This is a genomic window from Gemmatimonadota bacterium (assembly GCA_009838845.1).
Classification (GTDB): domain Bacteria; phylum Latescibacterota; class UBA2968; order UBA2968; family UBA2968; genus VXRD01.
On the sequence record VXRD01000123.1, the window covers coordinates 1 to 26,833 of the forward strand.

Consider the following 26,833-nt stretch of genomic DNA (forward strand, 5'->3'; position numbering starts at 1 on the left):
TGATTCGTTGATTCGTTGATTCGTTGATTCGTTGATTCGTTGATTCGTTGATTCGCGCTTTTATCGCCAAATATTGCAATCTACGCGCCACCGTGTCAAGTGCATAGGCAAAACTGCTTGACTTTAACACTCATTTTTACCCTATTTTGAAAATGCTCACATCAATCCTCATCGCCATTGGCCTTGTACTGGGTATCCCCCTCGCAATTCTGGCACTCTTCATATTCTTGCCAATCCGCGCAGGTGCAACGGGATACTACCGCGAAAATGACTACAGTATATCCGGCTTCGCGCGCGGTTGTGCCGGGCTATGTGGTATTATTTGCGACATCGACAAAAAGGGAATGCAACTACGCGTCGTTATCGGACGCTGGACCGCGTGGCGACCCGGGGAAAAACCGCCATCAGCAACAACAGAATCCAAAAGAGATACCACCACCAAACCAAAACGGGAAAGACCTAAAAAATCATACCCAACAACGAAACCCTCCTACTGGTCGCGTTTGCAAACCCTGCACGCGAAGACAAAACAATACCTGGACTACGCCGCGGATGCGCGTCCCATTCTGACGCGATTTATGAAGCGCCTATCAAAAACAATCGCATTTCGGCACCTCGAATTGAATCTGGAACTGGGAACGGACGACCCCGCTTTCACCGGGCGTCTATTTGGATATGTTGAAGCATTCAAGCGCATCTTTGGCAAACGCATCCACATCTCACTCACCCCTGACTTTATCCAGCCGCGCTTTGCCGGATCGGGATCCCTGCGGCTCTCCGTTTATCTTCACCGTTTGATATTCGCCGCCCTCGCCCTTGCTGTACGCGGCGGACTCTGGCGCGCAAAAATCTGGTGGACAAAACGCAAAAACAGGCGCAAAGTCCCCTTAACTGCTATGAATGCGAATTAAAAATTCAAACAACTCCCCGCCCTGGACGCCTGCTTAAGACCTGCAGGCGTGACGACAGGAATAGCGATTGTCATCGCGGCATGGTTTAAGCCGCGATCCAGGAAGTTTTTGCTATCTAATGATTATTATGACTTTACTTCTTAGGGAGGAAATATGGCCATTGAAGACATGGTGCGAACGATGTTAAATGAACTGCGTGAAATCGTAAAAACCGAAACCGTAGTAGGCGAGCCTGTAATTGCGGGCGACATCACCATCATACCCGTATCCAAAATATCCTTTGGATTTGGCGCAGGCGGTGGACAAAGCGAAAAAGACGACGGCAGCAGTGGCACGGGCGGAGGCGGCTCTGTGCAACCCGTGGCATTCATCGTCATACAAAAAGGCAAAGCACAGCTTCTACCCATAGAAGACAAAAGCATGTCCATTGCCGACCTGCTCAAATACGCACCCGATGTAATAGAAAAAATCAAAGCATTTAAAGACAAACGAAAAAAACAGAAAGATGGCGAGGAAGGCGACAGCGAAGAAGAAAAATAGAACAATATGCTCTCAAACTTAAACCAGCCCTTGCGAACACTGCCGGGCATTGGGCCAAAGCGCGAAAAAGTATTGGAAAACGCCGGCATCGCCACCGTGGGCGATCTGCTATTGTATTTGCCCTATCGGTACATAGATCGATCCACCGAAGTCGGAATCGCACACCTGCCCCTGGAGCGAGAAGTCACCGCAGTCGGTGAAATTGTGAGCATGCAAACAATCCCCGGCAAGCGTCGGCGATTCGTCATGACAGTCGAAGACCAGACCGGATCGGTCGCCTGCACCTGGTTTGGAGGCATTCAATACCTCAAAAATGCATACCGCGCGGGCGACATCGTGGCACTCGGGGGAAAACTGACGCGATTCGGGCGCACCCTGCAAATAGTACACCCCGAAATAGAAGTTCTCGCAAACGAAGAAGACGACAATCAGCGGCTACATACCGGACGCATCATCCCCCTGTACTCGACCACATCAAAAATGAAAGCAGACCGCCTCACAGCCCGCGCACTCCGCCGCCTGTTATTCGCCGCGCTACAAGCTGTTGGAGATCAGATCGAAGACCCATTGGACGAAAACATACGCAAACGCTGTGGCCTGATGCGCCTCAGAGACGCAATTGAAAAAATCCATTTCCCAGACACAACAACGGATATAGACACCGCGCGGCAACGCCTATCATTTGACGAAATCTTCTATATCCAGCTTTATCTGGGACAAGCAAAAAAGCTGCGCCAAAGCACGCCCGGACGCGTACTGACATCCAGCGGCACCCTGACGCAACAACTCGTAGCGCATTTGCCCTTTGAACTCACACACGCACAAGCACATGCCATTGCAGAAATCGGCCATGACTTACATCGCCCTGTAGCCATGCATCGCCTGTTACAGGGCGATGTGGGATCCGGCAAAACCCTCGTCGCCCTCCACGCCATGTTGTGTGCCACAGACAGCGGCGCGCAGGCCGCCTTAATGGCACCCACAGAGATCCTCGCCGAGCAACACGCCCACACCATTCGGGAACTCGTCGCACCATTGGGCTTAGACATAGCACTGGTAACAGGACGCATGCCAAAGGCACAACGCACCAGAGTACTGGACGGATTGCGTTCTGAAAAAATAAAAATAGCAGTCGGCACACATGCCCTATTGCAAAACGACATCGCATTTGCCGATCTCGCACTCATCGTCGTCGATGAGCAACATCGCTTTGGCGTGGTCCAGCGCGCCATGCTGCGCGAAAAAGGCAATGCGACCCATCTTCTGGTCATGACCGCCACTCCCATACCCAGATCCCTATCTCTAACCCTGTACGGCGACCTGGATGTCACCATCATCGACGCCCTGCCGCCCGGTCGCATCCCTGTACGCACGGGATGGCGTTATGCGCTGGACCGCGACCGCGCACTGCAATTTCTCCGCAGCGAACTGCAACAAGGACATCAGGCATATATCGTCTATCCACTCGTATCCGAATCCGAAAAAAGCGACCTGCAAGCCGCCACTGCCGCCTTTGAAAACCTGCAACAGGGCGCACTCTCCAACTTCCAACTGGGCTTGTTGCACGGACGGCTAAAACGCGACAAAAAAGAAACCACAATGTCTGCCTTCAGGCGCGGCGACCTGGATGCGCTGGTCACGACAACAGTCATAGAAGTCGGCGTCGATGTGCCCAATGCCACAGTCATGATGGTCGAACACGCCGAGCGCTTTGGACTATCGCAATTGCACCAATTGCGCGGGCGCGTGGGCCGCGGTCAACATCAATCCTACTGTATTTTAATCGCAGATCCCCAGGAAGAATTATCGGATGACGCGCGTGAACGCCTCGACGCCATGGCGCGAACAACGGACGGATTTGAAATATCAGAAGCCGACTTGTGCATCCGGGGACCCGGACATATTTTTGGCACACAACAAGCTGGCTTCCCCAAATTTCACTTTGCCGACCTCGCTCGCGACGGCGCCTTAATCACCGCCGCACGCCGAGAAGCGCAGACACTCCTATCCCACGACCCAAATTTGACCGCGCACACTATCTTAAGACGAGAATTAGACGCAACCGCACGCCATGACATGCAAATTGTGGAAGCGGGATGACTGATGGGACGGCACAGGGGCCGTCCCCTACGGCAGATTGTTACATGTTTTGTAGGGGCGACCCCCTGTGGTCGCCCGCTAACCGCTAATAGTTGACACCCATATTGTATTATGGTAGATTGATTCGGTTTCTTATGCATCCATCCGTGTTCATCCGTGTTCATCGGTGGTTGCTTTTGATTTTTTCATCTTTCCCCGGAAACTGACTGATGAATCATAAGCTGCGCATTGCGTTGCTTGGCACGATTAACCGCGACACGATTCACACCGCCGATGGCGTGACAACCGAAAGCTACGGCGGTTTGTTGTACAGCATCCTGGCACTGGCCGAGATCGCGTCTTCTCAGGTAGCGATTTACCCCATCTGCAATGTAGGCGCAGACATGGAAGCCGTAGTGCGCAAAAAACTCGCGCCATATCCGCACGTCAAATTCGACGGCATCCGATTTGTATCGGGCAAAAACCCCCATTGCTTTTTGGATTACGACGCAAATGGTCGCAAACGCGAAACCCTGCACAATGACGTCCCGAAAATCTCTTTTTCACAAATTAAACCATTTTTAGACTGCGACGCGATATGCTTTAATTTTATCACCGGAATGGAACTCGCCCTCGAAACCGCACAGCGCGTGCGTCGTTTCGCCACCGGTTTGCTATTGATGGATGTCCACAGTCTAACCCTGGGCATGGATGAAAAACGCCGTCGATTCTGGCGCGTGCCCCCGCAGTGGGAAAAATGGATGGGATGCGTGGATGTCGTACAAATGAATGAGCAAGAAGGCGCTTTACTCGCCGGCGAAACACTCCATGGAAAGAACGCAACACGCCGCTTTGCAAAGCAGGTACTGTGCGCGGGACCTTCAGTATTGATGATCACGCGCAGCAATCGCGGTTCTGAGACAATTTTTCAAAACGATCGCTCAGACATTGTAATCGACCCGTTTGACCCCGCGCCCATATCCGAACCCTGTGACGAAACCGGATGTGGCGACACCTTTTTAATGGGATATACCTGGGCCTTCTTGCAAACGGGCAACCGCGCAGTTGCAAGCCGTTTTGCCAATCGGGTGGCGGGTATCAACGTGTGTTTGCGCGGCATTGAGGGCATTGCGAAAATAAATCAATTCTTAAACCCCGAAGACCTGCCTGTGCGGGACATTCAGACAGGTCAACCTGCCGTATTAAACGGCATTCTCCCCGGTCCTGAAAGGAGGGCCTGATGCAAGAATATCAATTTCCAAACCGTCCAAATTTCGACTTGCAATTCAACCCCAAGTTCATCTATTACGGGTTAATTGTACTGGCATTGCTCTGGTTGGCCAGTGGCATCTATACGGTGCGGCAAGATGAGCAAGCAGTCGTATTTCGATTCGGACAAGCGGTAAGCCTGGAAGATCCTGGCATCCACTACCACTGGCCCACACCCATCGAGCGCATTGAGAAAGAGCGCGTATCAGAGGTAAAACGCCTCGAAGTCGGCTTTCGCACCATCAGCGTAACGCCCACGCCGAGATACCAGAAGGTCTCAGCCGAATCCGCCATGTTGACCGGCGATGAGAATATCGTCGATGTAGAATTGATCGTTCAGTACCGCATCCGCGACTTGGAGAACTACTTGTTCCAGGTCAACGACCAGCGAAAAGCCATCAAAGACGTGACCGAGGCCGCATTGCGCCAGGTCGTTGGGCAGCGCACCATCGACGAGGCTCTCACAGAGGGCAAGCTGGAAATACAGGAAGAGATACTGAAACAGGTTCAGGAAGTCCTGGACCTCTACCAAATTGGCGTGCGCGTCGATCAAGCAAAATTGCAAACCGTGTCTGTACCCCAGGAAGTCGATCACGCATTTAAGGACGTCGCCAACGCGCGAGAAGACAAAGAACGTCTCCGCAACGAAGCCGAAGCCTATCGCAATGACATCATCCCAAAAACGCGCGGTGAAGCCGAAAGAATGATCCGCGAAGCCGAAGCCTATAAAGTCGAGCGCGTCAAGCGCTCACAGGGCGATGCAGACCGCTTCGTCGAGGTGCTCAAAGAATATCGCAATGCAAAAGACGTGACCGAAACGCGAATGTACCTCGAAACAATGGAAAAAATTCTGCCCGGCATACAAAAATACGTCGTCGAATCCGATGGCAAGGGCGGTATCCTCAACGTTCTCAATCTGCAAAAGCCATTAGGAGGAGGAAATTGACATGCGCAACCTCGTAACCCTGGTGGTCATTTTGATCGCAGGGAGTATTTTACTGAATGCATCGTGTTATATCGTGGATGAACGCGAACAGGTCGTCGTCACAGAATTTGGGCAACCCGTACGCACCGTACAGTCCCCTGGTCTGCATTTTAAGATCCCATTTATCCAGCAATTGCACACCTTCGAAGATCGCCTGCTGTACAGCGATGCCGACCCAAGACAAATTTACACGCAGGACAAGAAAAACCTCATCGTCGATAATTTTGCCCGCTGGCGCATCACAGATCCACTCAAGTTTCTGGTATCTGTGCAAAATGTCTCTTATGCACAATCGCGCCTGGACGACATCATTTTTTCAGCGGTGCGCGAAGAACTCGGACAACGCACGCTGGTCGAGATCGTAGTTACGCACCGCGAGGAAATCATGAAAAAAGTGACAGAGCGCTCCCACGAGGCAGCACTCGGACTGGGCATTGATATCCTCGATGTGCGGATTAAACGCGCAGACCTGCCGCGGGAAAACAAAAACAACGTATTTGAACGCATGCGTGCCGAGCGCGATCGGCAGGCCAAAGAATACCGCGCCGAGGGCGAAGAAGCGGCTCTGAAAATCCGCGCGGAAACCGACCTTGAAGTTGCGCGACTCAAATCCGAAGCCCTGCAAAAATCGCAGCTAATTCGCGGTGAAGGCGATGCCGAAGCATTGCGTATCTATGCCGATGCCTTTGAACAAGACCCTCGCTTTTTTCAATTCTGGCGCACCCTCGAAGCCTATGAAAAAACCCTGGGCGAAGGAACAACCGTCGTAATGCCTCCCACCAGCGACTTCTTTAAGTACCTGACTAAAAAGCGTCCACGGTAAAAATGGTTGTAAGGGACGGCCCATGTGCCGTCCCGTCTGTACCCCATCGCCCTGAATTTGAGTGTAGGCTACGCCTCAACGCAGAGGCAACCCCATGTCTGCCCGTTCAACCCAAATCTCGTATCTCTGCTTTCTCCTCCTCTTCTCCTTTTCTGCAGCAAACGCGACAGAATGGCACAAATTTGAACGCGATGGCCTCGCCTTATACCTCGCGCATAACGATGCGGTTCGGGCACAGACATTCTTGAACGCACTCCTTATTGGACGCAATGAAATCCGGCGCAAACTGGGCGGCGCCCCCGAAATTCCCATAGCGGTTTATCTCGCGCCGAACGAAGCTATTTTTCGAGAATTGACACACGGGCGCTTGCCGCATTGGAGCGCGGGGGTTGCATTTCTCGAATCGCGCACCATTGTTCTACAAGCCAGCGCCGACAACTTACTACAGGTTGCGCGACACGAATTTGCCCATATATTTTTGCACGCCATCGCGCCATCGCGTGTACCCGTCTGGTTTCACGAAGGCGTGGCGATGTGGGCGTCGCACGAGTGGCGCTTGCGACAAAGCGCGGCAGTGTTTTACGCGGTCTTTTCGGAGAACTTGATCCCGCTCTCCGAAATTGATGAAGTCCTTTCTTTCCCCTCGGCAAAAGCCGATCTGGCCTACACGGAAAGTTTGCTGGCAGTCTCGTTTTTGATCCGTTTGGGCGGTCCCAATGCCGTGGTCGTCATGCTTTCCGAACTGGAAGCAGACGCGCCCTTTGAAGTCGCATTATTTCGCGTAACCGGCGAAACACCCCGCGAATTTGAACGGCGATGGCGCGATGATGTACAGGCGCGATTCAGTCTGATGACGTTGCTTTTTTCGCCCGATTTGATCTGGCTGTATCTCACCTTGCTCTTGCTACTCGCCTATATATGCGTGAGACTGCGGAATCGCGCGACCTTGCGACGGTGGGAAGCCGAAGACGCAGCCGAAGAATTGACCCTGCAATTGCGCGTATATCGCCGAGAGGACGAGCAGTGATCATAGGCGTAACAGGAGGCATCGGCGCGGGAAAAAGCACCGTATGCGCCGTATTTGAAAAAGCCGGCGCACGCGTAATCGACGCCGATTCAACAGGTCACGAAGTACTCCGCGATCCGATTGTAATTCGCAACCTGACCGATGTGTTCGGACGAGAGATTCTGGATGCCGACGGACAAATCGCACGCCGGGAATTGGGCAAGCGAGCCTTTGCGTCTGACAAAAATCGCGAAAAACTCAACGCCATCGTATGGCAACCGCTTCGGCAGTTATTGCTGGACAAAATTTATGCGGCTCTGGATCGAGAACCCACACGCCCCGTAGTTGTGGATGCGGCCCTGCTGGTCGAGCGCGGCGATCCCAAAAAAATCGTCGATGTACTCGTCGTCGTAACAGCCCCCGAAGCATTGCGGATTCAGCGAACAATGACGCGATTGGGCATCTCCAGAGCCGAAGTTATGGCGCGACTATCCGCACAGTTGCCCGAGGAAGACAAAGTCTCAGTCGCGGATTTTGTCGTAGTCAATGATAAAACACCCGCCGTGTGTCGCCAGCGCGCGCGGGCTATTTGGAACAAATTGCAATGTGAGGAACGATGAACTACACGCCACATACAGAACGCGATATTCAGCACATGCTCAACGTGATCGGAGTAGCATCCACAGATGACCTGTTTGCCCCCGTTCCCGAATCGCTGCGCCTGAACGCGCTCAATTTGCCTCCTGGAATCAGTGAAATGGAAGCGATGGCTTTTGCGCAATCGCTAACCGACCGCGGAAGCGAGACACCCCTATCGTTTTTGGGCGGAGGTGCTTACGATCACTTTTCGCCCAGCGTAGTCGATGCCATCATTTCGCGAGGCGAATTTTTTACAGCCTACACGCCCTATCAGCCCGAGGTGAGCCAGGGAACCCTTCGGGCTATTTTTGAATTTCAATCCATGATTTGTGAACTGACCAACATGGAAGTCGCCAATGCGTCCATGTACGACGGCGCTTCTGCACTGGCCGAAGCCGTACTTATGTCAGTCCGTCTGAACAACCGCACGCGCGTCTTATTGCCGCGCAGCCTGCATCCATTTTACCGCCAGGTAGTGGCGACCTATGTGCGGGGAATAGATCTCGAACTCGTGGATATTCCCTGGTCCGACTTCGGCGCACTGGATATCGCCGTTTTGAAGCGCGAATTGAACGACAACACCGCCGCCGTGGTCGTACAAAATCCGAATTTTTTGGGCGTGCTCGAACACCTATCCGAAATTGGCGACCTGATCAACAATACCAGAACAGCTTTTATAGCCTGCGTCAACCCCATATCCCTGAGCACAATTCGTCCACCGGGCGACTTCGGCGCCGATATTGTCGTAGGCGATGGGCAGCCACTGGGCCTGCCCCTGTCTTACGGCGGACCTTATGTCGGCTTTTTTGCGTCGAGGGAGAGCCATGTGCGAAAAATGCCCGGTCGTATCTGCGGCCAAACCACCGATGTAGATGGCAAGCGGGGCTTTGTACTGACATTGCAAACGCGCGAACAACACATTCGACGCGAACGCGCCACATCGAACATCTGCACAAACCAGACACTCTGTGCAACCGCAGCAACCGTGTACCTATCCTCGGTCGGACCGCAGGGCTTTCGCGAAGTTGGCGAATTGAACTGGCATCAAAGCCACCGCGCTTTGCAGGCACTGACCGCATTAGACAGTGTGCGCCAGAAATTCTCCGGTCCAATATTCAACGAATTCGTTCTGGAAACAGACCGCAAAGCATCCGATGTCCTGACGGCTTTGCAACATCGGGGCATTGAAGCCGGCATTGATCTGGGCCGATTTTATCCCGAACTCGAAAATTGTATTCTCACATGTGTCACAGAAAAACGCACAGACGCCGACATTGAACGCCTGATCGATGCGTGGAGGACATTGTAATGGATCGCGATATATTGATCTTTGAACGCGGCGCGCCAGACAGGCGCTGTGTCGCATTTCCCGCTGCTGTGGATTCCGGAACAGCGATACCCGAAACCATGCGCCGCGACATCCCACCCGGCCTCCCCGAAGTGAGCGAACTGGAACTCGTGCGCCACTACACCGCGCTCTCACAGATGAACTTCAGCATCGACACACATTTTTATCCTCTGGGATCCTGCACGATGAAATACAATCCCAGAGTACATGAGAAAGCTGCGCGTATCCCACAGATCGCGGGATTGCATCCCCTATCGGAAAATGCCCAACCCGCCCTGCAAGTCATCTGGGAAATGGAACAAGTGCTCAAAGCCGTCAGCGGAATGGACGGATTCACCTTTCAACCCACAGCCGGAGCGCAGGGCGAATTCGTGGGCATCTCACTGATCGCCGCCTATCACAGGGCACAGGGCAACGCAAAAAAAATAGTACTCATCCCCGACTCTGCCCATGGAACAAATCCGGCAACCGCGGCAATCTGCGGATATGCAGTACAGGCAATTAAATCAACAGAACGCGGCACAGTCGATGTGGAAGACCTCAAAACGCATTTGACCGAAGACGTAGCCGGTTTGATGTTGACCAACCCCAACACATTTGGCGTATTTGAAGACGAAATTGAAGACATCGCCGCATTAGTACACGACGTGGGCGGCCTGTTGTATTACGATGGCGCAAACTTAAATGCCTTTCTGGGTCAATGCCGGCCCGGCGACATGGGATTTGACGTCGTACACATCAACCTGCACAAAACATTTACCACGCCCCACGGAGGCGGGGGACCCGGCTCTGGTCCAGTAGGCGTAAAAAAGGCACTCTTGCCCTTCTTGCCCCTGCCCGTAGTCCTGAAAGAAGGGGATACATTCAAACTCGACTTTGACCGCCCGGAATCCATCGGCAAAGTGAGTTCATTCTACGGCAATTTTGGCATGGTAATACGCGCACTGGTCTATGCCAAAATGCTCGGTGCAGAAGGCATGCGCCGCACCAGTGAAATGGCCGTCTTGAATGCCAATTATATCGCGGCAAAACTCGACCCCTACTACGACCGCCCCAAAAATGCACAACCCATGCACGAAATGGTATTCTCGGCATCGCGACAAAAAAAGGCGAACGGGATCACCGCAACCGACATCGCCAAACGGCTGATCGATTACGGCGTCCATCCGCCCACGATCTACTTTCCCCTGCCCAATGTCGCGCCCGAAACCATGCTCATCGAACCGACCGAAACCGAAAGCCTCGAACAGGTCAACGACTTTATCGAAGCCATGATTCAAATTGCAAAAGAAGCCGAAGAAAATCCCGACCTCCTCAGAGAAGCCCCCCACGCAACGCCCGTGCGAAGACTGGACGAAGCAACCGCCGCGCGAAAACCCATCCTGCGCTGGAAATTGTAAAACACCACACCAAAAGACAGGTGCTATCATGTCCTTCCAATTCACAGAAAAACACATCGCCGATTATCATACGCTTGGCTACACCATTTTCCAAGACATCATACCCACATCCTTACTCACGGACCTGCGCCGCGTCACTGACAAAGCCAGGGAAATAGCGCGCGAAGTCACTGGTCCCCAGGCGCAGCGCCTCCAGCCCATAGCCAAATACGACCTCGACCAGCGCCCCTTCAAAAACTACGGCGCGTTGCCAGAACTCAACGACGCCATCCATCGCGTCCTCACTCCGCAGCACTACCACGCCGACCTCGACCGCACCGGCATCCTGCTCGAACCCGCCGAATACCCCTGGTGTACGGATTGGCACCGCGACTGGCGCGATCACATGCCCCGGGAAGTATTCGAATCCGAATTCCGCGAAGAATGGCAATGGCAATCATTCCACATCGACTACCAGAACCAGATCAATTGCGCTCTATACGAAGACCCCTCCACCTGGATCGTACCCGGCAGCCACTATCGCCAGCGCAACCTCCCCGGCGAAATCGCCGCCAAAAACGCCTATGACCGCGACAAATTCCGCAATCAGAGACCCGTATCCCACGAACAACAAGAACGCGACTGCCTCGACTACACGCGCAACATGCCCGGTGCTATTCAACTGCGCCTCAACGCGGGCGACTTCGCCCTCTACCGCTCCAGCGCCTGGCACCTCGGCAATTACGTACCCTACCGCAAACGCGCCACCATCCACGACTTCTGCGGCACACCTGAATATTCCCAACACATGAACGAACGCGTTGAAAGAAAAGAAACAGCCATCAAACATCTTGCCTCTGCCACCTGAATATTTTCGACATTATGGACACGGTACATAACAGTTGTCTTTGAATTTTACTCTTCTTAAATTTAGCAATAATTATACAACATACGTTCACTTACAGGAGCCACGTCATGCAACTCACACCCGAACAAATACGTGAATTTCACGACCGCGGTTACGTCAAAATACCCGGAGCCATATCAAAAGCCATGGTCGATACCGCGCGTCAGGCCGTCAACCACTCCATCGGCACCCTGGGGCCAAATGGCGAAGACATGTCCAAACATCGCGCAGCGCAATTCTGTCGCGACTTGAATGGCGCCCCGGTTATCATGAACCTCTTCAACGCCAGCCCGGTCATCTCCATCGCCGAATCGCTCATGGGAGAAGGCAACTTGCAAAAACCCATCAGAGGTGCGCAAGTCGCCCCGCGCTTCCCCACAGTAATCGGCGAAGTTCCACCCGAACCCCGCGGCCATCTCGACGGCATGGGCACCGGCACAAACGGCATGCCAAAAGGCGTGTACCGCCGCGGATTCACCGCCTTCGCCGTCATCTACCTGGCCGACGTACCCGAACCCTACAGCGGTAACTTCACCGTCTGGCCAGGCTCTCATCGCTTCTTCGAAAACTACCTCAAACGCGAGGGCCTCGAAACACTCTCCAACGGCACCCCCCGCGTTGACCTGCCCGAAGGACCGGACATGGTCACCGGCAACGCCGGCGACCTCATCATCGCACACCATCAGATGATCCACACCGGTGGCCCCAATGCCTCACCTAACATACGCTACGCCGCTATCGCGCGCCTGCGCCACATCGACTGTGACAAAAACGGCAACGAAGGCTTCCAGGACATCTGGCGCGAATTTCCCTGCGTGCGCGAAGCAGTAGCGGCGTAAACCATCTCACTGGGGGAAATAACACCATGTTAAACCAGGCACAAAAACGCCAATTCGCCGAAGAGGGCTACCTCAAAATCCCGGGGGCTGTCCCCAAAAACATGATCGAAACGTCACTCCGCGCCGTCAACCATTCCATCGGCAACGTGGGCATTGGCGGCGAAGACCTCTCCAGACACCGATCGGGATTCTTTTGCGCCGAACTCCTCGACGCGCCCTTCATCCTCGACATGTACAACAAAACCCCGGTCATGCAAATCGCCGAATCTCTCATGGGCAAAGGCAATGTCCTCCCCGTTGAACGCGCCAAAACCTATCCGCGTTTTCCCCTCCCCCTCGGACAAGAACCATCGCCACCGCGCGGACATATCGACGGCATTGGCAGCGGCACCAACGGCACGGCCAAAGGCGATTACAAACGCTCATTCACCGCCTTCGCCGTCGTCTATCTCGTCGATGTACCCGAACCCTACAGCGGCAACTTCACCGTCTGGCCCCAATCCCATCGCTTCTTTGCCTCCTACTTCACAGAACACGGCCACGAAGTACTCGCCAACGGCATGCCCCGGCCCAACCTGCCCAAAGACCCCATAATGATCACCGGCAACGCTGGCGACCTCATCATCGCGCATCATCAGGTCGTTCACGGAGCCTGTCTCAACGCATCACCCAACGTGCGCCTCGCCACCATCACCCGCCTCAAGCACAAAGACACCGACGAAATCGGCAAAGACGCCTACACGAACATCTGGCGCGAATGGCCCGGTATCCGCGACGTCCTATCATAAAATTCGCCATGTCCATCACCATCACCGAAGCGCAAAAACAACAATACCGAGACGAGGGCTATTTCATCCTCGAAGCCGTCATACCCGAGCACCACCTCGAACTCCTGCGCGACGAATGCCAGACCTTCATCGACACCATGCACGCGCGCATGGACGACCAGGGCACGGACACCATCGGCATCAACCACCGCAACAAACGCTACTTCGTCTCCAACTGCTTTCGCCAGCAACCCAAACTCCGCACCTTCCTCTTCAGCGACCTCATGGCCGAAATATGCCGCGCCACCCTTGGCGAAAATGCATACCTCTTCTGGGAACAATACGTCGTCAAAGGCGCGGAAACCGGCATGAAATTCTCCTGGCATCAGGACTCCGGCTATGTCGGTTATCCCGACCACAAACCGTACCTCACTTGCTGGTGTGCGCTCGATGACATGAACGAAGAAAACGGCACTGTCCATCTCCTGCCCTATTCGCGCAGCGGCATTCGCTCATGGGTGCATCACATCGTCGAAGAAGGCAGCAACGACAAAGTCGGCTACTTTGGCAGCGACCCCGGCCTCATTGCAGAAGTACCCGCAGGCAGCATCGTCGCCTTCTCCAGCATCGTCTTCCACAGCAGCAGCACCAACACCACCCCAAAACTGCGCCGCGCGTACCTGGGCCAATACTCCTGCGAACCCATCCTATCCTCCGACGGCAGCAAACTCTGGGGCAACGCCGAACCCTTCCTCCGCAATGGCAAATCCACAGTCGGTGACCCTCCGCCCGACCTGCTATCGAGACTGGACGACTAAAACTCCCGCCACCAGTACGGATTGGACATCTCCCCCGGATAAGAGGAATGAACCAACTCGTAAACCCCCGTACCTCGACGATCTCTAAACACAAATTCGTAGCGCCGCGCGGTCTCGTAAAACCAGACCTCAGACGGTTTCTGACCCGCCGCAGAAGTCCGGTAATCAACATCATCGGGCGGCCCATACTGAATATAAACCCGTCCCCGGTCCGTATCCGATCCCCTTACGCCAGCCCCAAAATGCGTCTCTACATAATGCATACGCATCAAATGCTGCAACAGACGCTCATTAGTCGGCGTATCCAGCACATCGTCCAACTGCTTCCAAAACACCTTCAAAAACGCCAGCCTGGCGGGCCAGCTCTCCAGCGCGTCATAAGTCCGCCGCGTCTTCTCATCGGCGATATACCGGATATCTGCATAATACCCGATCAAATCCCTCTGTACCTGCGTAAGCCCCTCGGGCAAATCTTTTGAAACCAGAAAAATGGGCCGTCTCGTCTGAAAATATTGCCGACTACTCCCATCAAACGCCTCCACCTGAAGATCATAAGTCCCCTCCCGCAAACCCTCTGTATCCAGAACCTCTGCCCTCACACAACTCTCTCCCGGCTTTAAGAATCGCTTGGCCGGATAAGTACGCACAACCTCCTCCTCCGCATCAATCAGACGGTACCCCATAATAAAACTCTCTCCCGACGACGACAGATTATACACCTCAAAATAAATCTGCAGCGGCTCTCCGATAACATAATTTCGGGTAATATTCGGCACGACCTTCCAGCCCTGCTTGACAAACCGATGGACTTCCCCGCTTCGCGCCACATGAGAAGCCAATTGCAAATCGCTAAACACCAGCCCCGCACGACGCTCGTAATCCGGTATCTGAAGCGGCACAGTACAACGCCCACTCTCCTCCGCGTGGATATCCTTAATCTGCACAATCAGCCGATAAGCACCCGGCTTCAAATCAAAGAAAACAGCATCCTTAAACGGTGCCCCAATCCCCACATCCAGCTCCGGAACAGCAACCTGCTGAACCCATGTCCGATGCGCCACCCGATTATCCAGCGTATCCAGCACCACAGCAACCAGAGAAATCTTCCCAACAGACTCACCCGCCTGTTCCCTCAGTTGAAGCTGACTCGCATCCAGCAACAGTGCCGCCTCCTGACGCGTATATCCCTCAGGACCTCGAAAAGCCGACAAATCGACAAAAAAACGCAGGTTGCCCGTACTCTTCAAAGGCAAATCCTGCGCTCCTATGCCACCCGCCTGCGACCAGATGAGCAGCACCGCGATACAACGTATCCATCCCATAGCATATCTTTCACAATTAAGAAATTAGATGACCAGCCTCCTCCATCAACCGCAGCCAATCCTCATGACCGCTTGCCACCCGATCCGGGTCTATCTCACTTCTCGCAACAAAGCCCGGCACCTCCTCGCGCCCGGTCGGCAACCTGTAATCGCTATATCGAATATCCAGACTCCAGCGAATGTGATCGGACGCATTGGGAAACGAGCGATGTATTGTCTTGTGCTGAATCAACGCGGCACCCCCGGCTGGCAGCACGGACAAAACGCGATCGCCCGGCGGCAGCCGATCCTCGGGAATCTCCTTCTCCGAATCCGCCGGATCGTGCGGAATAATACCGTGCTTGTGACTCCCCGCCAAAATCTCCAGACAGCCATTCTCCACATCCGTATCCACCAGTGGCACCCAGAAATTGACCATAAACGTCTCCTCCACCTCCGGATCCAGAAATGCGATATCCTGGTGCCACAACACCTCTTCCTCACCGGGCATCTTTGCGCGGATATTAAACTGCGGATGCACCAGAATTTCCGGCCCAATAATCGACTCCACCACATTTAGAATAGCCGGATGTGTCAGCAAAAAAAACAAACCCGCAGTCTTGTGAACCTTGCCCAAAATATCACCTGCAAAACGCTTATCCGTCCCCAAAGCCTCGCACAAATACGCCAATCGGCACTCAAAAGGCGCGTCTTCAAAAAGATCCTCCAATTGACCCAGGGCAAAAGCCTCTCTCGCCTTTTGTCCAATCACCGCATCAAACTCATCCACAAGCGGCTGATACGCCCCTGGGGGCAAACATTCATCTATCAACAAATACCCTTCATCCTTGTAAAAAGCAACCTGCTCATCAGTCAAACCACCCATGATTTATCTCCTATTGCTTCCATTCCTCACAGCCCCCAAACGGCATAGTCTCACCCGGAACATATCGCGGGCGCCCCGCATACACATTCGCAACATCCGGAGAAGCTTTGCCGCGCACGAGAATATTCTCGTGATCTTCTCTATTCACCCATGTACTCGTCGGAATATACCGCAACGTAAGCCCAACGCGCCACTGATCCGAAGTATTGGCATTGGAACCGTGGATAATATTCGGATTGTGGATCGAAACATCGCCCGCGTTGAGCTCCAGGTCAACCGCATCGGAATCGTCAATCTGATCGGGATGAATCCCCACGCCGAGCACGTATTTTTTTTGATCCAGAGCAATGAGATCACGGCGCTTGAGCAAATGCTTGTTATGCGTCCTCGGCAACACCCGCATACAGCCATTCTCAACCGTCGAAGGCGTCCCCGCAACCCACAAAGTCGTCACTTCCATCGGCTCAAGGGGCCAGTAAGACCCATCTTGATGCCACTGCACAGCCTGACCATCGCCCGGGGGCTTGGCGATATAATGCGCGGCAAACATCGCGACATCGGGACCGAGAAATTGCTCCGCAATATCTACCAGACGCTCATCACCCACGAGCCGGTGCATAAAAGGATCGCGGGCGAGCAAATGGTGATGCAAACGCTCAGGACGCACACCGGGATTACGCTCAATAAGCCAGTGGACGTGTTGCACCGTCTCCTCTGCAAGACCCGCATCAATCGCCTTACGCGCGATAACATAGCCATTTTGATCGTATTCATTACGCAAATTATTCATATTTCGCTTTCGAATGACTGTAATGACAAAAACCTTCTGGATCGCGGCTCAAAACCATACCGCGATGACGGCTCTTTTGATAGAGTTGATTGATATAGACAGCCTTTTTTCCGCAATCACCATCCTGCTCATCCTTTAATCACTGGATAGAGGCGTTCCAGTGCAGGCTCTGATTATCCTGATCTGATCTCTCGCAATCGATCCGCCATCCGCTCGGCAACATCGGGATAGACCGACGCCACATTTTCAATCTGCCCGATATCGTCCGCAAGATAGTAAAGTTGCGGAACAGGACTATTACCAGTCTCAATATTCACATTCGTATTCACAGGCGGACCCTGTTGGGGCGGAATAAACACCCAATCCCCCTGCCGCAAAATAGTCTTTGCCTGAATTCCCTCCAGAACAATCTCCGCGCGGCCCTCATCGCTTTGCCCCAGCAGGGCATCGAGAACATCCACACTATCGGGACCCGCATCCAGCGACACACCCGCAAGCGCAGCAAAAGACGCGAGAAAATCGACCTGACTGACCAGCGCATCAGACTCCCCGGTCTCCACATTACCGGGCCAGGAAACAATAAAAGGCACGCGAGTACCCCCATCGTACATACTGTATTTTCCCCCGCGCAACGGACCTGCTGGCCGGTGATCGCCGCACAACTCAACCGCCTCGTCGTAATAACCATCATTCAACACCGGACCGTTATCACTCGAAAAAACCACAATCGTATCTTCTTTTAAACCACACCGATCGAGCGCATCGAGCATCTCGCCAACACACCAATCCATCTCGGCAATCGCATCGCCGCGCGGACCCAATCCAGTACTCCCCACAAATCTGGGATGCGGCAACCGCGGAACATGGGGCTGGTGAAAAGCGTAATACAGAAAAAAGGGATTATCCTTATTCGTCTCCACAAATGAAACAGCCTTATCCAAAAACACATCCGCCATATCTTCATCCACCCAAAGTGCTGCCTCGCCCCCCCTCATATACCCGATCCGACTCACGCCATTGACAATACTCATATCGTGCCCATGGTGAAACATCATCTTCAGCAACTCGGGATTGTCCTTCCCCGTCGGCAAATCCGGAAACGGCTTATTCTTATCGTACTCCACCTCAATCGGATCAGACGGATCGAGACCCACCACATCTCTGCCATCCAGATACACACACGGCACGCGATCATTGGTCGCAGCCATGATATAAGAATAGTCAAAACCAATATCCAGAGGCGTCAGCGGAAGCGGCTCATTCCAATTCTGATTCCCCTCACCAATACCCAGATGCCATTTCCCAACAACACCCGTAGTATAACCCGCCTCCTTGAGAACAGCAGGCAACGTAGCAGTGCCTGGATCTATAATAAGCGGCGCATCCCCGGGCAAAATATGCGCGCGTTCATTGCGCCAGGAATAAGAACCCGTAAGCAGGCTATAGCGCGAAGGCGTACACGTCGCCGCCGTAGCATACCCCTGATAAAATATCACACCCTCAGAAGCCAAACGATCAATATTGGGCGTATCGAGTGCCGTGGCACCGTAACAACTCACATCTCCAAAACCGAGATCATCCGCGTACATAACAACAATATTGGGGCGCTTTGACGAATCTGCCATATTTTTTGTATCCTTTCGTTTAACTACTGGCGCAATCGTACCTCGTTGCGTACATTACGGGTTCGCAATATAGAACGTAATCCAAATCGCAAGCAAGCGGAAATAATCGCCACACCTATTGTACAAGGAGAATATATGATTACTCGACTGACGATTCTCGCGTTATTGTTGACCCTGCCCGCCTCAAAAGCCATGGCGGAAACCAATCCCCCAGCCGAAGGATTCAACCAGTCAGAATCAGATGCAAAAGCAATAGAAATTGCCGATGCAGTCATGGAAAAAATGGGCGGATGGGAAAATTGGAATCAGACCCGATACATCACATGGCGTTTCTTTGGACGGCGCATGCACGTATGGGACAAATGGACGGGCGACCTGCGGCATGAAGACGGGGACATGCTCATCTTGACGAACATAAACACCAAAAAAGGCCGCGTCTGGTTCGGAGGAACAGAGCAAACAAACCCCGACTCAGTAAAAAAATACATGAATCAGGGTTACAGGCGGTGGATCAACGACTCTTACTGGCTCGTCATGCCCTATAAATTGAAAGACACGGGCGTCACCTTAAAATACAGCGGCGAAGACAAAACCCTGAACGACCGACCCGCGCACAAATTGACCCTCACCTTTCAAGACACCGGCGTCACGCCGCAAAACAAATACGACGTATGGATAGATAAAGAACACAACCTGGTCACAGAATGGGCATTTTATCGCAACGCATCGAACGCAGAACCGCGATTCCGCAGCCCGTGGACAAACTGGACAAAACACGGCAACATCCTGCTCTCCGACGGACGCGGATCAACGCGCAGAGGCGAACGCAAGCATACGGATATTGCCGTCTTTGATACATTACCCGCCTCGGTATTCGAAAGCCCCGACCCCGTAGATATGATGGCCCTCAAAGGATCTATGTAAATCTATCCCGCGAGAATACCCTTGAGCGAATCAAAACCGCCTTGAAAAACGCCATTGCCGATAAAATCGACCAGTTCCTCTTCTTCATCTGCTGGACAGCCAAATTCTGCAGTCCACTGAATATACGTTCGATTGCCATCCGTAACAGGCGTCAAACTCAGCGTTGCCACATAGTCTTCAACCGACATAGGCGACTCGAGAATAGAATACGTACACGTAAAAGTAACATCGCTCAACGTCAGCAATTGTTCGCGAATATTCCCGCCATCATGCAAATTAAAATTGCGAATACAGCCCACGCTATCGCTGGATTCACCACCTTCAATATGGCTATCTGCAATCGCGGGATGCCATTCGGGCAACGCATTAAAATCGCGAATCTTTTCCCACACAGCATCTACTGAAGCGTCGAGCACTGAACTGACAAAAACATTAGCCTTGGCCATCTCATCCTCCTCCATTGGTTATTATTATTTAAATAGCAAGCAAGTTCGTAAAATACAGTTTAAGATGCCACCTCTTTCCATTCCAGGCGGACCTTAAGTCCATTCAATTCCCTCCAGGGAAGATGGCCTTCATGTTGAAGCCTCCCGACGACGATACCCGGGGCAATACCCTGTTCGTCAGCGAATGCACAAACCACTTCCTCTTCGCACGGACAACTTGCAACAAACCGCTCCCACTCCCGCTTCGGCACCAGCCTATTTGTCGCCCATTCATTCGCTTCGGCTTCAAGGTCCGCAATCTCACCCTGTTTCATGCCATCAATAAATACGCTTTTCTTACTGTGGAGAAGCACATGCGCGGCCTCGTGGAACAAGCTGAACCACAAATGGTCGTCTGTCTTGTAGCGTGCGCTCAACTGGATTATAGCCTTCCGAGGGGAAAGCCACCACGCTGCACCACTAAGGGCTGTTTTCGGTAACGGCTTGATTAGAGCCAGCGCAACGCCAGCTTGATTGCAGAGTTGTTGTGCAGCGGGTAGCCCTTTTTCTATTGACACTTGCGTCAGCCCGCGAATCTCTTGTAACGCCTGCTTAAAACGCATCTCATTGTAGTCGGCGCAATCCTGTTGTTCTGCATCAAGCTCTCCGAGCCGGAGCCACGTTGCCAGCGCAATCTCATCGCTCTTAAAACTCGGCGAATGTCGATATGCTACATTCGCCAAACTATACTTCATGTGCCAGGCCTTAATCGAACCAACTCCGAAAAATGAGAGCAACCCAGACACAGACTCCACATCTGACTTTGACTTGCGAAGAACACCCCGTTTCACGAGTTCATTAACCGGAAACTGTTTCAACCACTCTGAAGATTTGGCGGCTTCCTCCGCCTCGGATTCTCGGGCGCATTGAAGACGGTAGGCGGCTTCAATGCCGAGCCATACGTTCGCGTCAACGCCCAGCACTCTTTCAAACTGTAATGCCGTCGCTGGCTCAAGGGAGGCTTTCCCAGAGATGATCTCGCTGATCAGCTTCGGAGAGCGCCCACACCGCCGCGCGAACTCGGCCTGGGATATACCTTGCGCTTCCAAACGCTCCTCCAAAACCCAGCCCGGCGGGACCGCATAGTCTGGAAGATACTCATGAACTGCTGCCATTGCTCGCTCCTTGTTCAGTGGTAGTCGATCACTTCAATGATCGTGATAGCACTCACTTTCTTCGCATCTATTCCTCCATCCTCCTTCCGTGGTATAGGATTGTGATTAGGCTCAAAAATTAGCCGATAGGGATAGACAAGATTAACGGCATATTGCTCGTCGCGATCTCCTCGAAGCTGGTGACACCGATCTGGCGGAGTCGTGGGCACCTGCTCTAATGTCTCGGCGGCCTTTAGCGTAGCGAGGCGGATCATAATCACCTTTGCCATACGAGGGCCATACACCCTTTGGAGTAAGCGAGCAGAGTTAAAAGTTCTCGCGGTCTTACTTGTTCGAAAGGTGATGTCCAATACCCCGACTCCTATTAATCGCTTTTTTCGTTACCTAATAGGTAATATATTATCAGGTTTTATTCAGAGAGGCAAGAATAATCTGGCAGCAGGAGCACCACTATCTGGACGCCAGTGTGAAAAGCCTCTTTGCCAGACCATATTAACCTGCTATATTCCTGAACCTACTATTCCTCGCCTAATCAATAACAGGAGATCAGCATGGAGCTATTAAAAGAATTGTGTGAATGTTCGGGAGTACCTGGGCGCGAAGAGCGGTTGCGCGAAATCGTGCGGCGAGAGTTGGAACCCATCGCAGATGAACTTCGCGTAGATGGAATGGGCAACTTAATCATCAAAAAGAACGCAAGCGCGGGCGAGAACCCCAAAAAACTAATGCTGGCCGCGCACATGGACGAAATAGGCTTTGTCGTATCCCACATCGACAAACAGGGCCTCTTGCGCCTCGTACCTCTGGGTGGACATGACCCTCGCAACATGGTCGCACAGCGCGTCACCGTCGCTGGCACCGAAAAAGACCACACAGGTCTGCTCTACCCCGGAGTAAAACCCCCGCATATCCAGACAGAAGCTGACCGCAACAAAAAACTGGACGTCAGTGACTTTGTCGTAGATCTCTACATGTCAGCCGACGACGTGAAAGAAGAAATCGAAATCGGTGCAATGGTAACACTACAACGCGACTTTGTCGAAATCGGCAACGGCGTAAGTTGCAAAGCCATGGACAATCGGATCGCCGTATATGTCATGATCGAAGCCGTAAAACGGGCCGAATCCTTCGCCTTTGAAACATATCCCGTAGCCACAGTACAGGAAGAAATTGGCCTGCGGGGTGCAACCGCGAGTGCTTTTGGCGTAAATCCAGACGTGGGCGTAGCACTGGACATCACACTGGCGGCCGACATACCGGGCATCCCCGAACACGAACAGGTCACGCGCCTGGGGGATGGCACTGCAATAAAAATTCAGGATTCCAGTTCAATTTCACATCCGGGATTGGTCTCACACATGAAAACCCTCGCAAAAGAGCGCGACATCAAATACCAGATGGAAATACTGCCCCGGGGCGGCACAGACGCAGGCGGAATACAGCGAATTCGAGCCGGAGTGCCCGTAATCACCCTCTCCATCCCCACGCGCTACGTCCATACATCCATCGAACTGGCCGACAAAGACGACATCGACGCCACCATCCAACTACTGGCAGCCTTTCTCGAAGAAGGCCACCGCACGGATTGGGACATGGTATAACGGATCATTGCTCCTCATGAAACAAAAACGAAAGCAACGTAAACCGACGTCCCTGGGTCACGGGCTGGACCTCGTGGAGAAAAGAACTGGAAAACGCGATCGCATCGCCTGCTGGCGGGCGATAGCGGTGGGGACCAAACTCGGGAAAAACGAGATACCCACCTGTATAATCATCATTGAGATTGAGCGTAAGCGCAAAGCGGCGATGGGCAGTTGAAGGACTGAGATTATCGCGATGGGCGCGAAAAAACCCCCCACTCTCCGAGTCATAACACGCTATTTTGAAACCCTCAAAACGCGTCGCCCGGTAGTGGAAAGCGCGTTGCACCTCGGGCATAACCCGGCGCCCCACCGTAGAAGTAAGCAAACGCAAAAGGCGGGCATCGGTAACCTCGTGATCTCGCCGCTTTTTGTTCTCATAATCGATAACATCGCGTCGAATGCCAGATCTGGAGCTTTCAACCCCGGTCTCTATATTCCCCTGTGTCGCCCACACATTGATAAGCGCCTGGCAGATATCTGGAGTCAGAACATTTGGAATGAGCAGAACGGGCGCCTGGACATCGACATCAATCGCCCGATGAGAAGGCAGGCTCTCAAGGGCCTGATAAACCTGACCAAAAGCCTGCGGATCCTCAATCCCCAACAGAACCCGCAGATTGGCATCCAGCGCAAACGCGGCAAAATCTCCCTCGAGACCATAAGCTTTGCCAACCGCGTTTTCACCGTCGATAAATACAGTGACATTGGCCTTCGCGAGTCCCAATGGACCAACAACAAAAACATCTACCTCTTCCGAACGCTCCAAACCTTCCAAAACCTGTTCTTCCCCTGTAAAAATCAAAAGCGTCGGACGACCGCCTGCGCGGGAATAAAAGCGCGTTTGAGAACCGTCCATTATCGGAAGAACAAAGTCGGGAGCGCGTTCGCCCCGGTTCAGGATACCCATAGTGAGCCTCTTAGCGTTTAACATGAACCACCATTTACCCTGCTTCTGCCTATCTCTTCTCTTCCTCGGATGCCTCGCCCCCGACCCGGGACAGAACACGCCCACCCAATCCTCATCCAGCGCTCAAAAACACATACCTCAAACCCGTGCCCCCCTCAAAATCGACCCTGCCATACTTAAGAACCGCACCTTTAGCGAAGCCCCCATGTTCTCACAACAGGTCAAACAGGGCAAACTCCCACCCGTCTCTGAAAGACTACCCGAAAATCCTCTCGTCATCGTGCCCATCGAAGAAATCGGCACCTATGGCGGCACATTGAGACGCGCCCTCACCGGCGACATCGTGCAAACCCCGGGACCCAACAAAACCCTCAACGAAAACCTGATGGGCTACGAACGCCCCTTTCCAAACAGCATCCAATACAACCTATCTGAGCACTTTACTTATGAGGACAGCGGCAAAGTCGCAATTTTCAAAATTCGCAAAGGCGTCAAATGGTCCGACGGCCACCCATTCACCGTTGACGACATCCTCTTCTGGTATTACGACATGACCTTTGACGACAACGCCCGTCAAAACCCCTTTCCACCAGCCGGATGGATGGTAGATGGCAAACCCATGCGGTTCAAAAAAATCGACACACACACCCTCGAAATCTCCTCACCCAAACCCCTGGGTCGCGTACTCCACGAACTGAGCCGCGCTCTAATCGCCGCGCCAAAACACGTCCTATCGCCCCTGCACCCCAAATACAATCCCAAAACCGATTACAACGCCTTTCGAGAAGCCACGACCAGAGCGCAATTGCTCCTGCAGCCCGGCATTCCCCGCATCTCAGCCTGGATCCCTGTCGAATGGATCCGGGGTCAGCGCATCATCTATGAACGCAACCCCTACTACTGGAAAATAGACACAGCGGGCAATCAACTCCCTTATGCCGACCGCATCATCTTCAACGTCATCCAGGACCCCCAGGTCATTCTGCTAAAATTCATCAACAGCGAACTCGACCTGATCGGGCGTTATACCCGCATCGACATGTTCCCCACCCTCAAAGTAAAAGAGAAAACCGGAAAATTCAATCTCCGACTCACCGGACCCAACAGAGGACCGGCCTACCACCTCAACTGGGACGCGCCCAACCCCGCATTGCGAGAAGCTTTCCGCAACAAAAACGTCCGCATCGCGTTCTCACACGCGATAAACCGCGAAGAAATTGACGAAATTGTCTTCCACGGCCTCCTCGACCCCTCGGGCTATTCCTTTGGGCCTATAAGCCCTTACTTTTCTCCAAAAGCCTATAAAAAATACGCCGAATACAACCCCGACAAAGCCAGACGCCTCCTCGACAGCGAAGGCTATATCGACACCGATGGCGATGGCATCCGCGAACTCCGAAACGGCTCACGCTTTGAACTCACCATCGACTTCGTACATCCCGGCGGCATGTTCAACGGCCAACCCGTCTCTGAACTGGTTGCAGACCACTGGCGAGCCATAGGGATCAAAGTCAACCTCAACGGGGGCCTGCGCGACATCATCGTCCCTCGCCGCTACAACTGCGAATACGATGTTCACTACTGGGGCCTCGAAGGACCCAACGCCCCCTTAACCTATCCCATTGGCTGGGCTATCCTGGCTAAAAACGTACCCTACTGGCATCAAAAAGCCTGGGACGAAGGTCCCCCCTGGCTGCGCGAAGCCACCCAATACGTCCGCCTGGCCATGACCACCGTCGATACTGCAAAACTCCGCACGTACATGACCCGCGTGCGCGACCTCCACACGGAAAACGTCCCCATCATCACCATCGGTTCCGCGTACCACGTCTGGGGAGCCAGCAGTCGCCTGGGCAATGTCCCATATCAAAACGTGGCCGACAACGCCTTTCTGGGCTGGAGTCGGCCAATATTTCACGAACAGATATTTGTGAAAAGCGGTCAGTGATTACAAAAAAGACCTCAGAAAATTTGCAGACCGGGTCGCGGCCTCATCGGGCGGCAGATCTCCGCCAAAGGCGTGATGTAGCGTCACGTAGCCGCGGTAATTGATACTGTGTAACCCATCAAAAACTTCTCGAAAATCTATCCCACCAGATTCATCGAGCGGTCGCAAAGTGGAATAAACCGTGCCCCGCACATAGGTCGTCATAGGCATATCGCCATTGGGGTCTGGAACGTGATTTTGCAAATAAACGTTAAAGAGATAGGGTGCAAAGCGTTTGAGGGTCTCGGGACCGTAGTCTTCACCGCACAGAGCCAAATTTGCAGGCTCGTAAATAATCCCAAAATTTGGTCGGCCAATACTCTGAAGCGTCTCAATCGATCCCGTCACCGTCTCAAAAAGACTCTGGGTATGAGATTGATGTGCCAGGCGTATATCTCGCTCGGCTGCCTCATCGGCTGCGCGTTGGGCGTGCGCGATATCTGCATCGGTCTTGATACAGACGCGCAGTAAATCGCAACCAAGCGCGTCTGCCAGATCGAGATGCGGAGTAATATTTCGCAAACTATCCGGTCCCTCGGCACCATTCTCGGGTATGGCAAAATCGCCGGTTGCCATTGAAACCGCGAGATTGTGCCTCTTCAAAATACGTTGCACTTCAACAATGCGTTCGGGCGGACTGTGCGTACCCACACCCGAAGCGCGCATGCAAAGTGCTTCATAACCCGCGCTTTGGGCAATCTCCGCGAGATCGGGCAAAGCGATAGTCAAATTGCGCTTATTGCGAAAACTTTCGGCCACGCGGACAGAGAGAGAAAGTTGCATTGCAATCTCCATTGGAAGTGTGAAGTAGGAAGTGTGAAGTAGGAAGTGTGAAGGGTGGCCTTCTAACTTCTAACTTC

At 53.1% G+C, this 26,833-nt stretch carries 26 protein-coding genes; 17 read left to right on the forward strand and 9 right to left on the reverse strand.

Features of this window, described 5'->3' with window-relative positions; all coding sequences use genetic code 11:
- The first annotated feature begins 152 nt into the window (after positions 1-152).
- The 14 genes from F4Y39_16535 (at position 153) to F4Y39_16600 (ending at position 14,310) form a co-directional block, all read left to right on the forward strand.
- Entirely contained in the window at positions 153-911 is a 759-nt protein-coding gene (locus tag F4Y39_16535) for a DUF2953 domain-containing protein (GenBank protein ID MYC15329.1), read from the forward strand.
- 153 nt (positions 912-1,064) lie between these two features.
- A complete protein-coding gene (locus F4Y39_16540) occupies positions 1,065-1,451 on the forward strand; it encodes a sporulation protein (protein ID MYC15330.1) in 387 nt (128 codons plus the stop codon).
- Positions 1,452-1,457: 6 nt separating this feature from the next.
- Positions 1,458-3,551: an ATP-dependent DNA helicase RecG gene (gene recG, locus F4Y39_16545; protein ID MYC15331.1), complete on the forward strand. Its 2,094-nt coding sequence runs from the start codon at positions 1,458-1,460 to the stop codon at positions 3,549-3,551.
- Positions 3,552-3,760: 209 nt separating this feature from the next.
- Positions 3,761-4,771 (forward strand): carbohydrate kinase family protein, encoded by a 1,011-nt coding sequence (locus tag F4Y39_16550; GenBank protein ID MYC15332.1) that lies wholly within the window; start codon positions 3,761-3,763, stop codon positions 4,769-4,771.
- A complete protein-coding gene (hflK, locus tag F4Y39_16555) occupies positions 4,771-5,745 on the forward strand; it encodes an FtsH protease activity modulator HflK (protein MYC15333.1) in 975 nt (324 codons plus the stop codon). The genes F4Y39_16550 and hflK overlap by 1 nt, the downstream gene beginning before the upstream one ends.
- Before the next feature lies 1 nt (position 5,746).
- Positions 5,747-6,607 carry a protease modulator HflC gene (gene hflC, locus F4Y39_16560; GenBank protein MYC15334.1) on the forward strand — a complete coding sequence of 287 codons (861 nt, stop codon included), beginning with the start codon at positions 5,747-5,749 and terminating at the stop codon, positions 6,605-6,607.
- Between the two features lie 94 nt (positions 6,608-6,701).
- A complete protein-coding gene (locus tag F4Y39_16565) occupies positions 6,702-7,634 on the forward strand; it encodes a hypothetical protein (GenBank protein ID MYC15335.1) in 933 nt (310 codons plus the stop codon).
- Complete coding sequence (locus tag F4Y39_16570; protein MYC15336.1) at positions 7,526-8,233, forward strand: dephospho-CoA kinase; 708 nt, start codon at positions 7,526-7,528, stop codon at positions 8,231-8,233. Before F4Y39_16565 ends, F4Y39_16570 begins: the two co-directional genes overlap by 109 nt.
- On the forward strand, positions 8,230-9,561 hold the full coding sequence (locus tag F4Y39_16575) for an aminomethyl-transferring glycine dehydrogenase subunit GcvPA (GenBank protein MYC15337.1): 1,332 nt from the start codon (positions 8,230-8,232) through the stop codon (positions 9,559-9,561). The genes F4Y39_16570 and F4Y39_16575 overlap by 4 nt, the downstream gene beginning before the upstream one ends.
- Entirely contained in the window at positions 9,561-11,000 is a 1,440-nt protein-coding gene (locus tag F4Y39_16580) for a glycine dehydrogenase subunit 2 (GenBank protein MYC15338.1), read from the forward strand. Before F4Y39_16575 ends, F4Y39_16580 begins: the two co-directional genes overlap by 1 nt.
- Before the next feature lie 28 nt (positions 11,001-11,028).
- On the forward strand, positions 11,029-11,847 hold the full coding sequence (locus F4Y39_16585) for a hypothetical protein (GenBank protein MYC15339.1): 819 nt from the start codon (positions 11,029-11,031) through the stop codon (positions 11,845-11,847).
- 107 nt (positions 11,848-11,954) lie between these two features.
- Positions 11,955-12,725 (forward strand): phytanoyl-CoA dioxygenase family protein, encoded by a 771-nt coding sequence (locus tag F4Y39_16590; protein ID MYC15340.1) that lies wholly within the window; start codon positions 11,955-11,957, stop codon positions 12,723-12,725.
- A 26-nt stretch (positions 12,726-12,751) separates the two neighbouring features.
- Positions 12,752-13,513 (forward strand): hypothetical protein, encoded by a 762-nt coding sequence (locus F4Y39_16595; protein MYC15341.1) that lies wholly within the window; start codon positions 12,752-12,754, stop codon positions 13,511-13,513.
- A gap of 8 nt (positions 13,514-13,521) precedes the next feature.
- Positions 13,522-14,310 carry a phytanoyl-CoA dioxygenase family protein gene (locus tag F4Y39_16600; GenBank protein MYC15342.1) on the forward strand — a complete coding sequence of 263 codons (789 nt, stop codon included), beginning with the start codon at positions 13,522-13,524 and terminating at the stop codon, positions 14,308-14,310.
- Here the strand turns inward: F4Y39_16600 and F4Y39_16605 are convergent.
- From F4Y39_16605 to F4Y39_16620, 4 genes are all read right to left on the reverse strand, one after another.
- On the reverse strand, positions 14,307-15,632 hold the full coding sequence (locus F4Y39_16605; protein ID MYC15343.1) for a GWxTD domain-containing protein: 1,326 nt from the start codon (positions 15,630-15,632) through the stop codon (positions 14,307-14,309). The genes F4Y39_16600 and F4Y39_16605 overlap by 4 nt on opposite strands.
- 16 nt (positions 15,633-15,648) lie before the next feature.
- A complete protein-coding gene (locus F4Y39_16610) occupies positions 15,649-16,497 on the reverse strand; it encodes a phytanoyl-CoA dioxygenase family protein (protein MYC15344.1) in 849 nt (282 codons plus the stop codon).
- A gap of 10 nt (positions 16,498-16,507) precedes the next feature.
- Positions 16,508-17,287 carry a phytanoyl-CoA dioxygenase family protein gene (locus tag F4Y39_16615; GenBank protein ID MYC15345.1) on the reverse strand — a complete coding sequence of 260 codons (780 nt, stop codon included), beginning with the start codon at positions 17,285-17,287 and terminating at the stop codon, positions 16,508-16,510.
- A 173-nt stretch (positions 17,288-17,460) separates the two neighbouring features.
- Positions 17,461-18,912 carry an arylsulfatase gene (locus F4Y39_16620; protein MYC15346.1) on the reverse strand — a complete coding sequence of 484 codons (1,452 nt, stop codon included), beginning with the start codon at positions 18,910-18,912 and terminating at the stop codon, positions 17,461-17,463.
- Between the two features lie 135 nt (positions 18,913-19,047).
- Between F4Y39_16620 and F4Y39_16625 the strand changes: the two genes are divergently transcribed.
- Positions 19,048-19,836, forward strand: coding sequence for a hypothetical protein (locus F4Y39_16625; protein ID MYC15347.1), 789 nt, complete (start codon positions 19,048-19,050; stop codon positions 19,834-19,836).
- Positions 19,837-19,838: 2 nt separating this feature from the next.
- Here the strand turns inward: F4Y39_16625 and F4Y39_16630 are convergent, their stop codons facing one another.
- The 3 genes from F4Y39_16630 to F4Y39_16640 are packed head-to-tail and all read right to left on the reverse strand — an operon-like array spanning position 19,839 to position 21,786.
- Positions 19,839-20,282 carry an SRPBCC family protein gene (locus F4Y39_16630; GenBank protein MYC15348.1) on the reverse strand — a complete coding sequence of 148 codons (444 nt, stop codon included), beginning with the start codon at positions 20,280-20,282 and terminating at the stop codon, positions 19,839-19,841.
- Positions 20,283-20,341: 59 nt separating this feature from the next.
- Complete coding sequence (locus tag F4Y39_16635; protein ID MYC15349.1) at positions 20,342-21,436, reverse strand: HigA family addiction module antidote protein; 1,095 nt, start codon at positions 21,434-21,436, stop codon at positions 20,342-20,344.
- Between the two features lie 14 nt (positions 21,437-21,450).
- Positions 21,451-21,786 carry a killer suppression protein gene (locus tag F4Y39_16640; protein MYC15350.1) on the reverse strand — a complete coding sequence of 112 codons (336 nt, stop codon included), beginning with the start codon at positions 21,784-21,786 and terminating at the stop codon, positions 21,451-21,453.
- A gap of 201 nt (positions 21,787-21,987) precedes the next feature.
- Here F4Y39_16640 and F4Y39_16645 point away from each other — a divergent pair, with 201 nt between their 5' ends.
- Entirely contained in the window at positions 21,988-23,037 is a 1,050-nt protein-coding gene (locus F4Y39_16645; protein ID MYC15351.1) for a M42 family metallopeptidase, read from the forward strand.
- A gap of 4 nt (positions 23,038-23,041) precedes the next feature.
- Here F4Y39_16645 and F4Y39_16650 read toward each other — a convergent pair whose 3' ends face one another.
- Positions 23,042-24,010 (reverse strand): 2OG-Fe(II) oxygenase, encoded by a 969-nt coding sequence (locus tag F4Y39_16650; GenBank protein ID MYC15352.1) that lies wholly within the window; start codon positions 24,008-24,010, stop codon positions 23,042-23,044.
- Between F4Y39_16650 and F4Y39_16655 the strand changes: the two genes are divergently transcribed.
- Positions 24,009-25,934 (forward strand): ABC transporter substrate-binding protein, encoded by a 1,926-nt coding sequence (locus tag F4Y39_16655; GenBank protein MYC15353.1) that lies wholly within the window; start codon positions 24,009-24,011, stop codon positions 25,932-25,934. The genes F4Y39_16650 and F4Y39_16655 overlap by 2 nt on opposite strands.
- Here F4Y39_16655 and F4Y39_16660 read toward each other — a convergent pair whose 3' ends face one another.
- Positions 25,935-26,768 (reverse strand): sugar phosphate isomerase/epimerase, encoded by an 834-nt coding sequence (locus tag F4Y39_16660; GenBank protein MYC15354.1) that lies wholly within the window; start codon positions 26,766-26,768, stop codon positions 25,935-25,937. It abuts the gene before it with no gap.
- Positions 26,769-26,833: the final 65 nt, after the last annotated feature.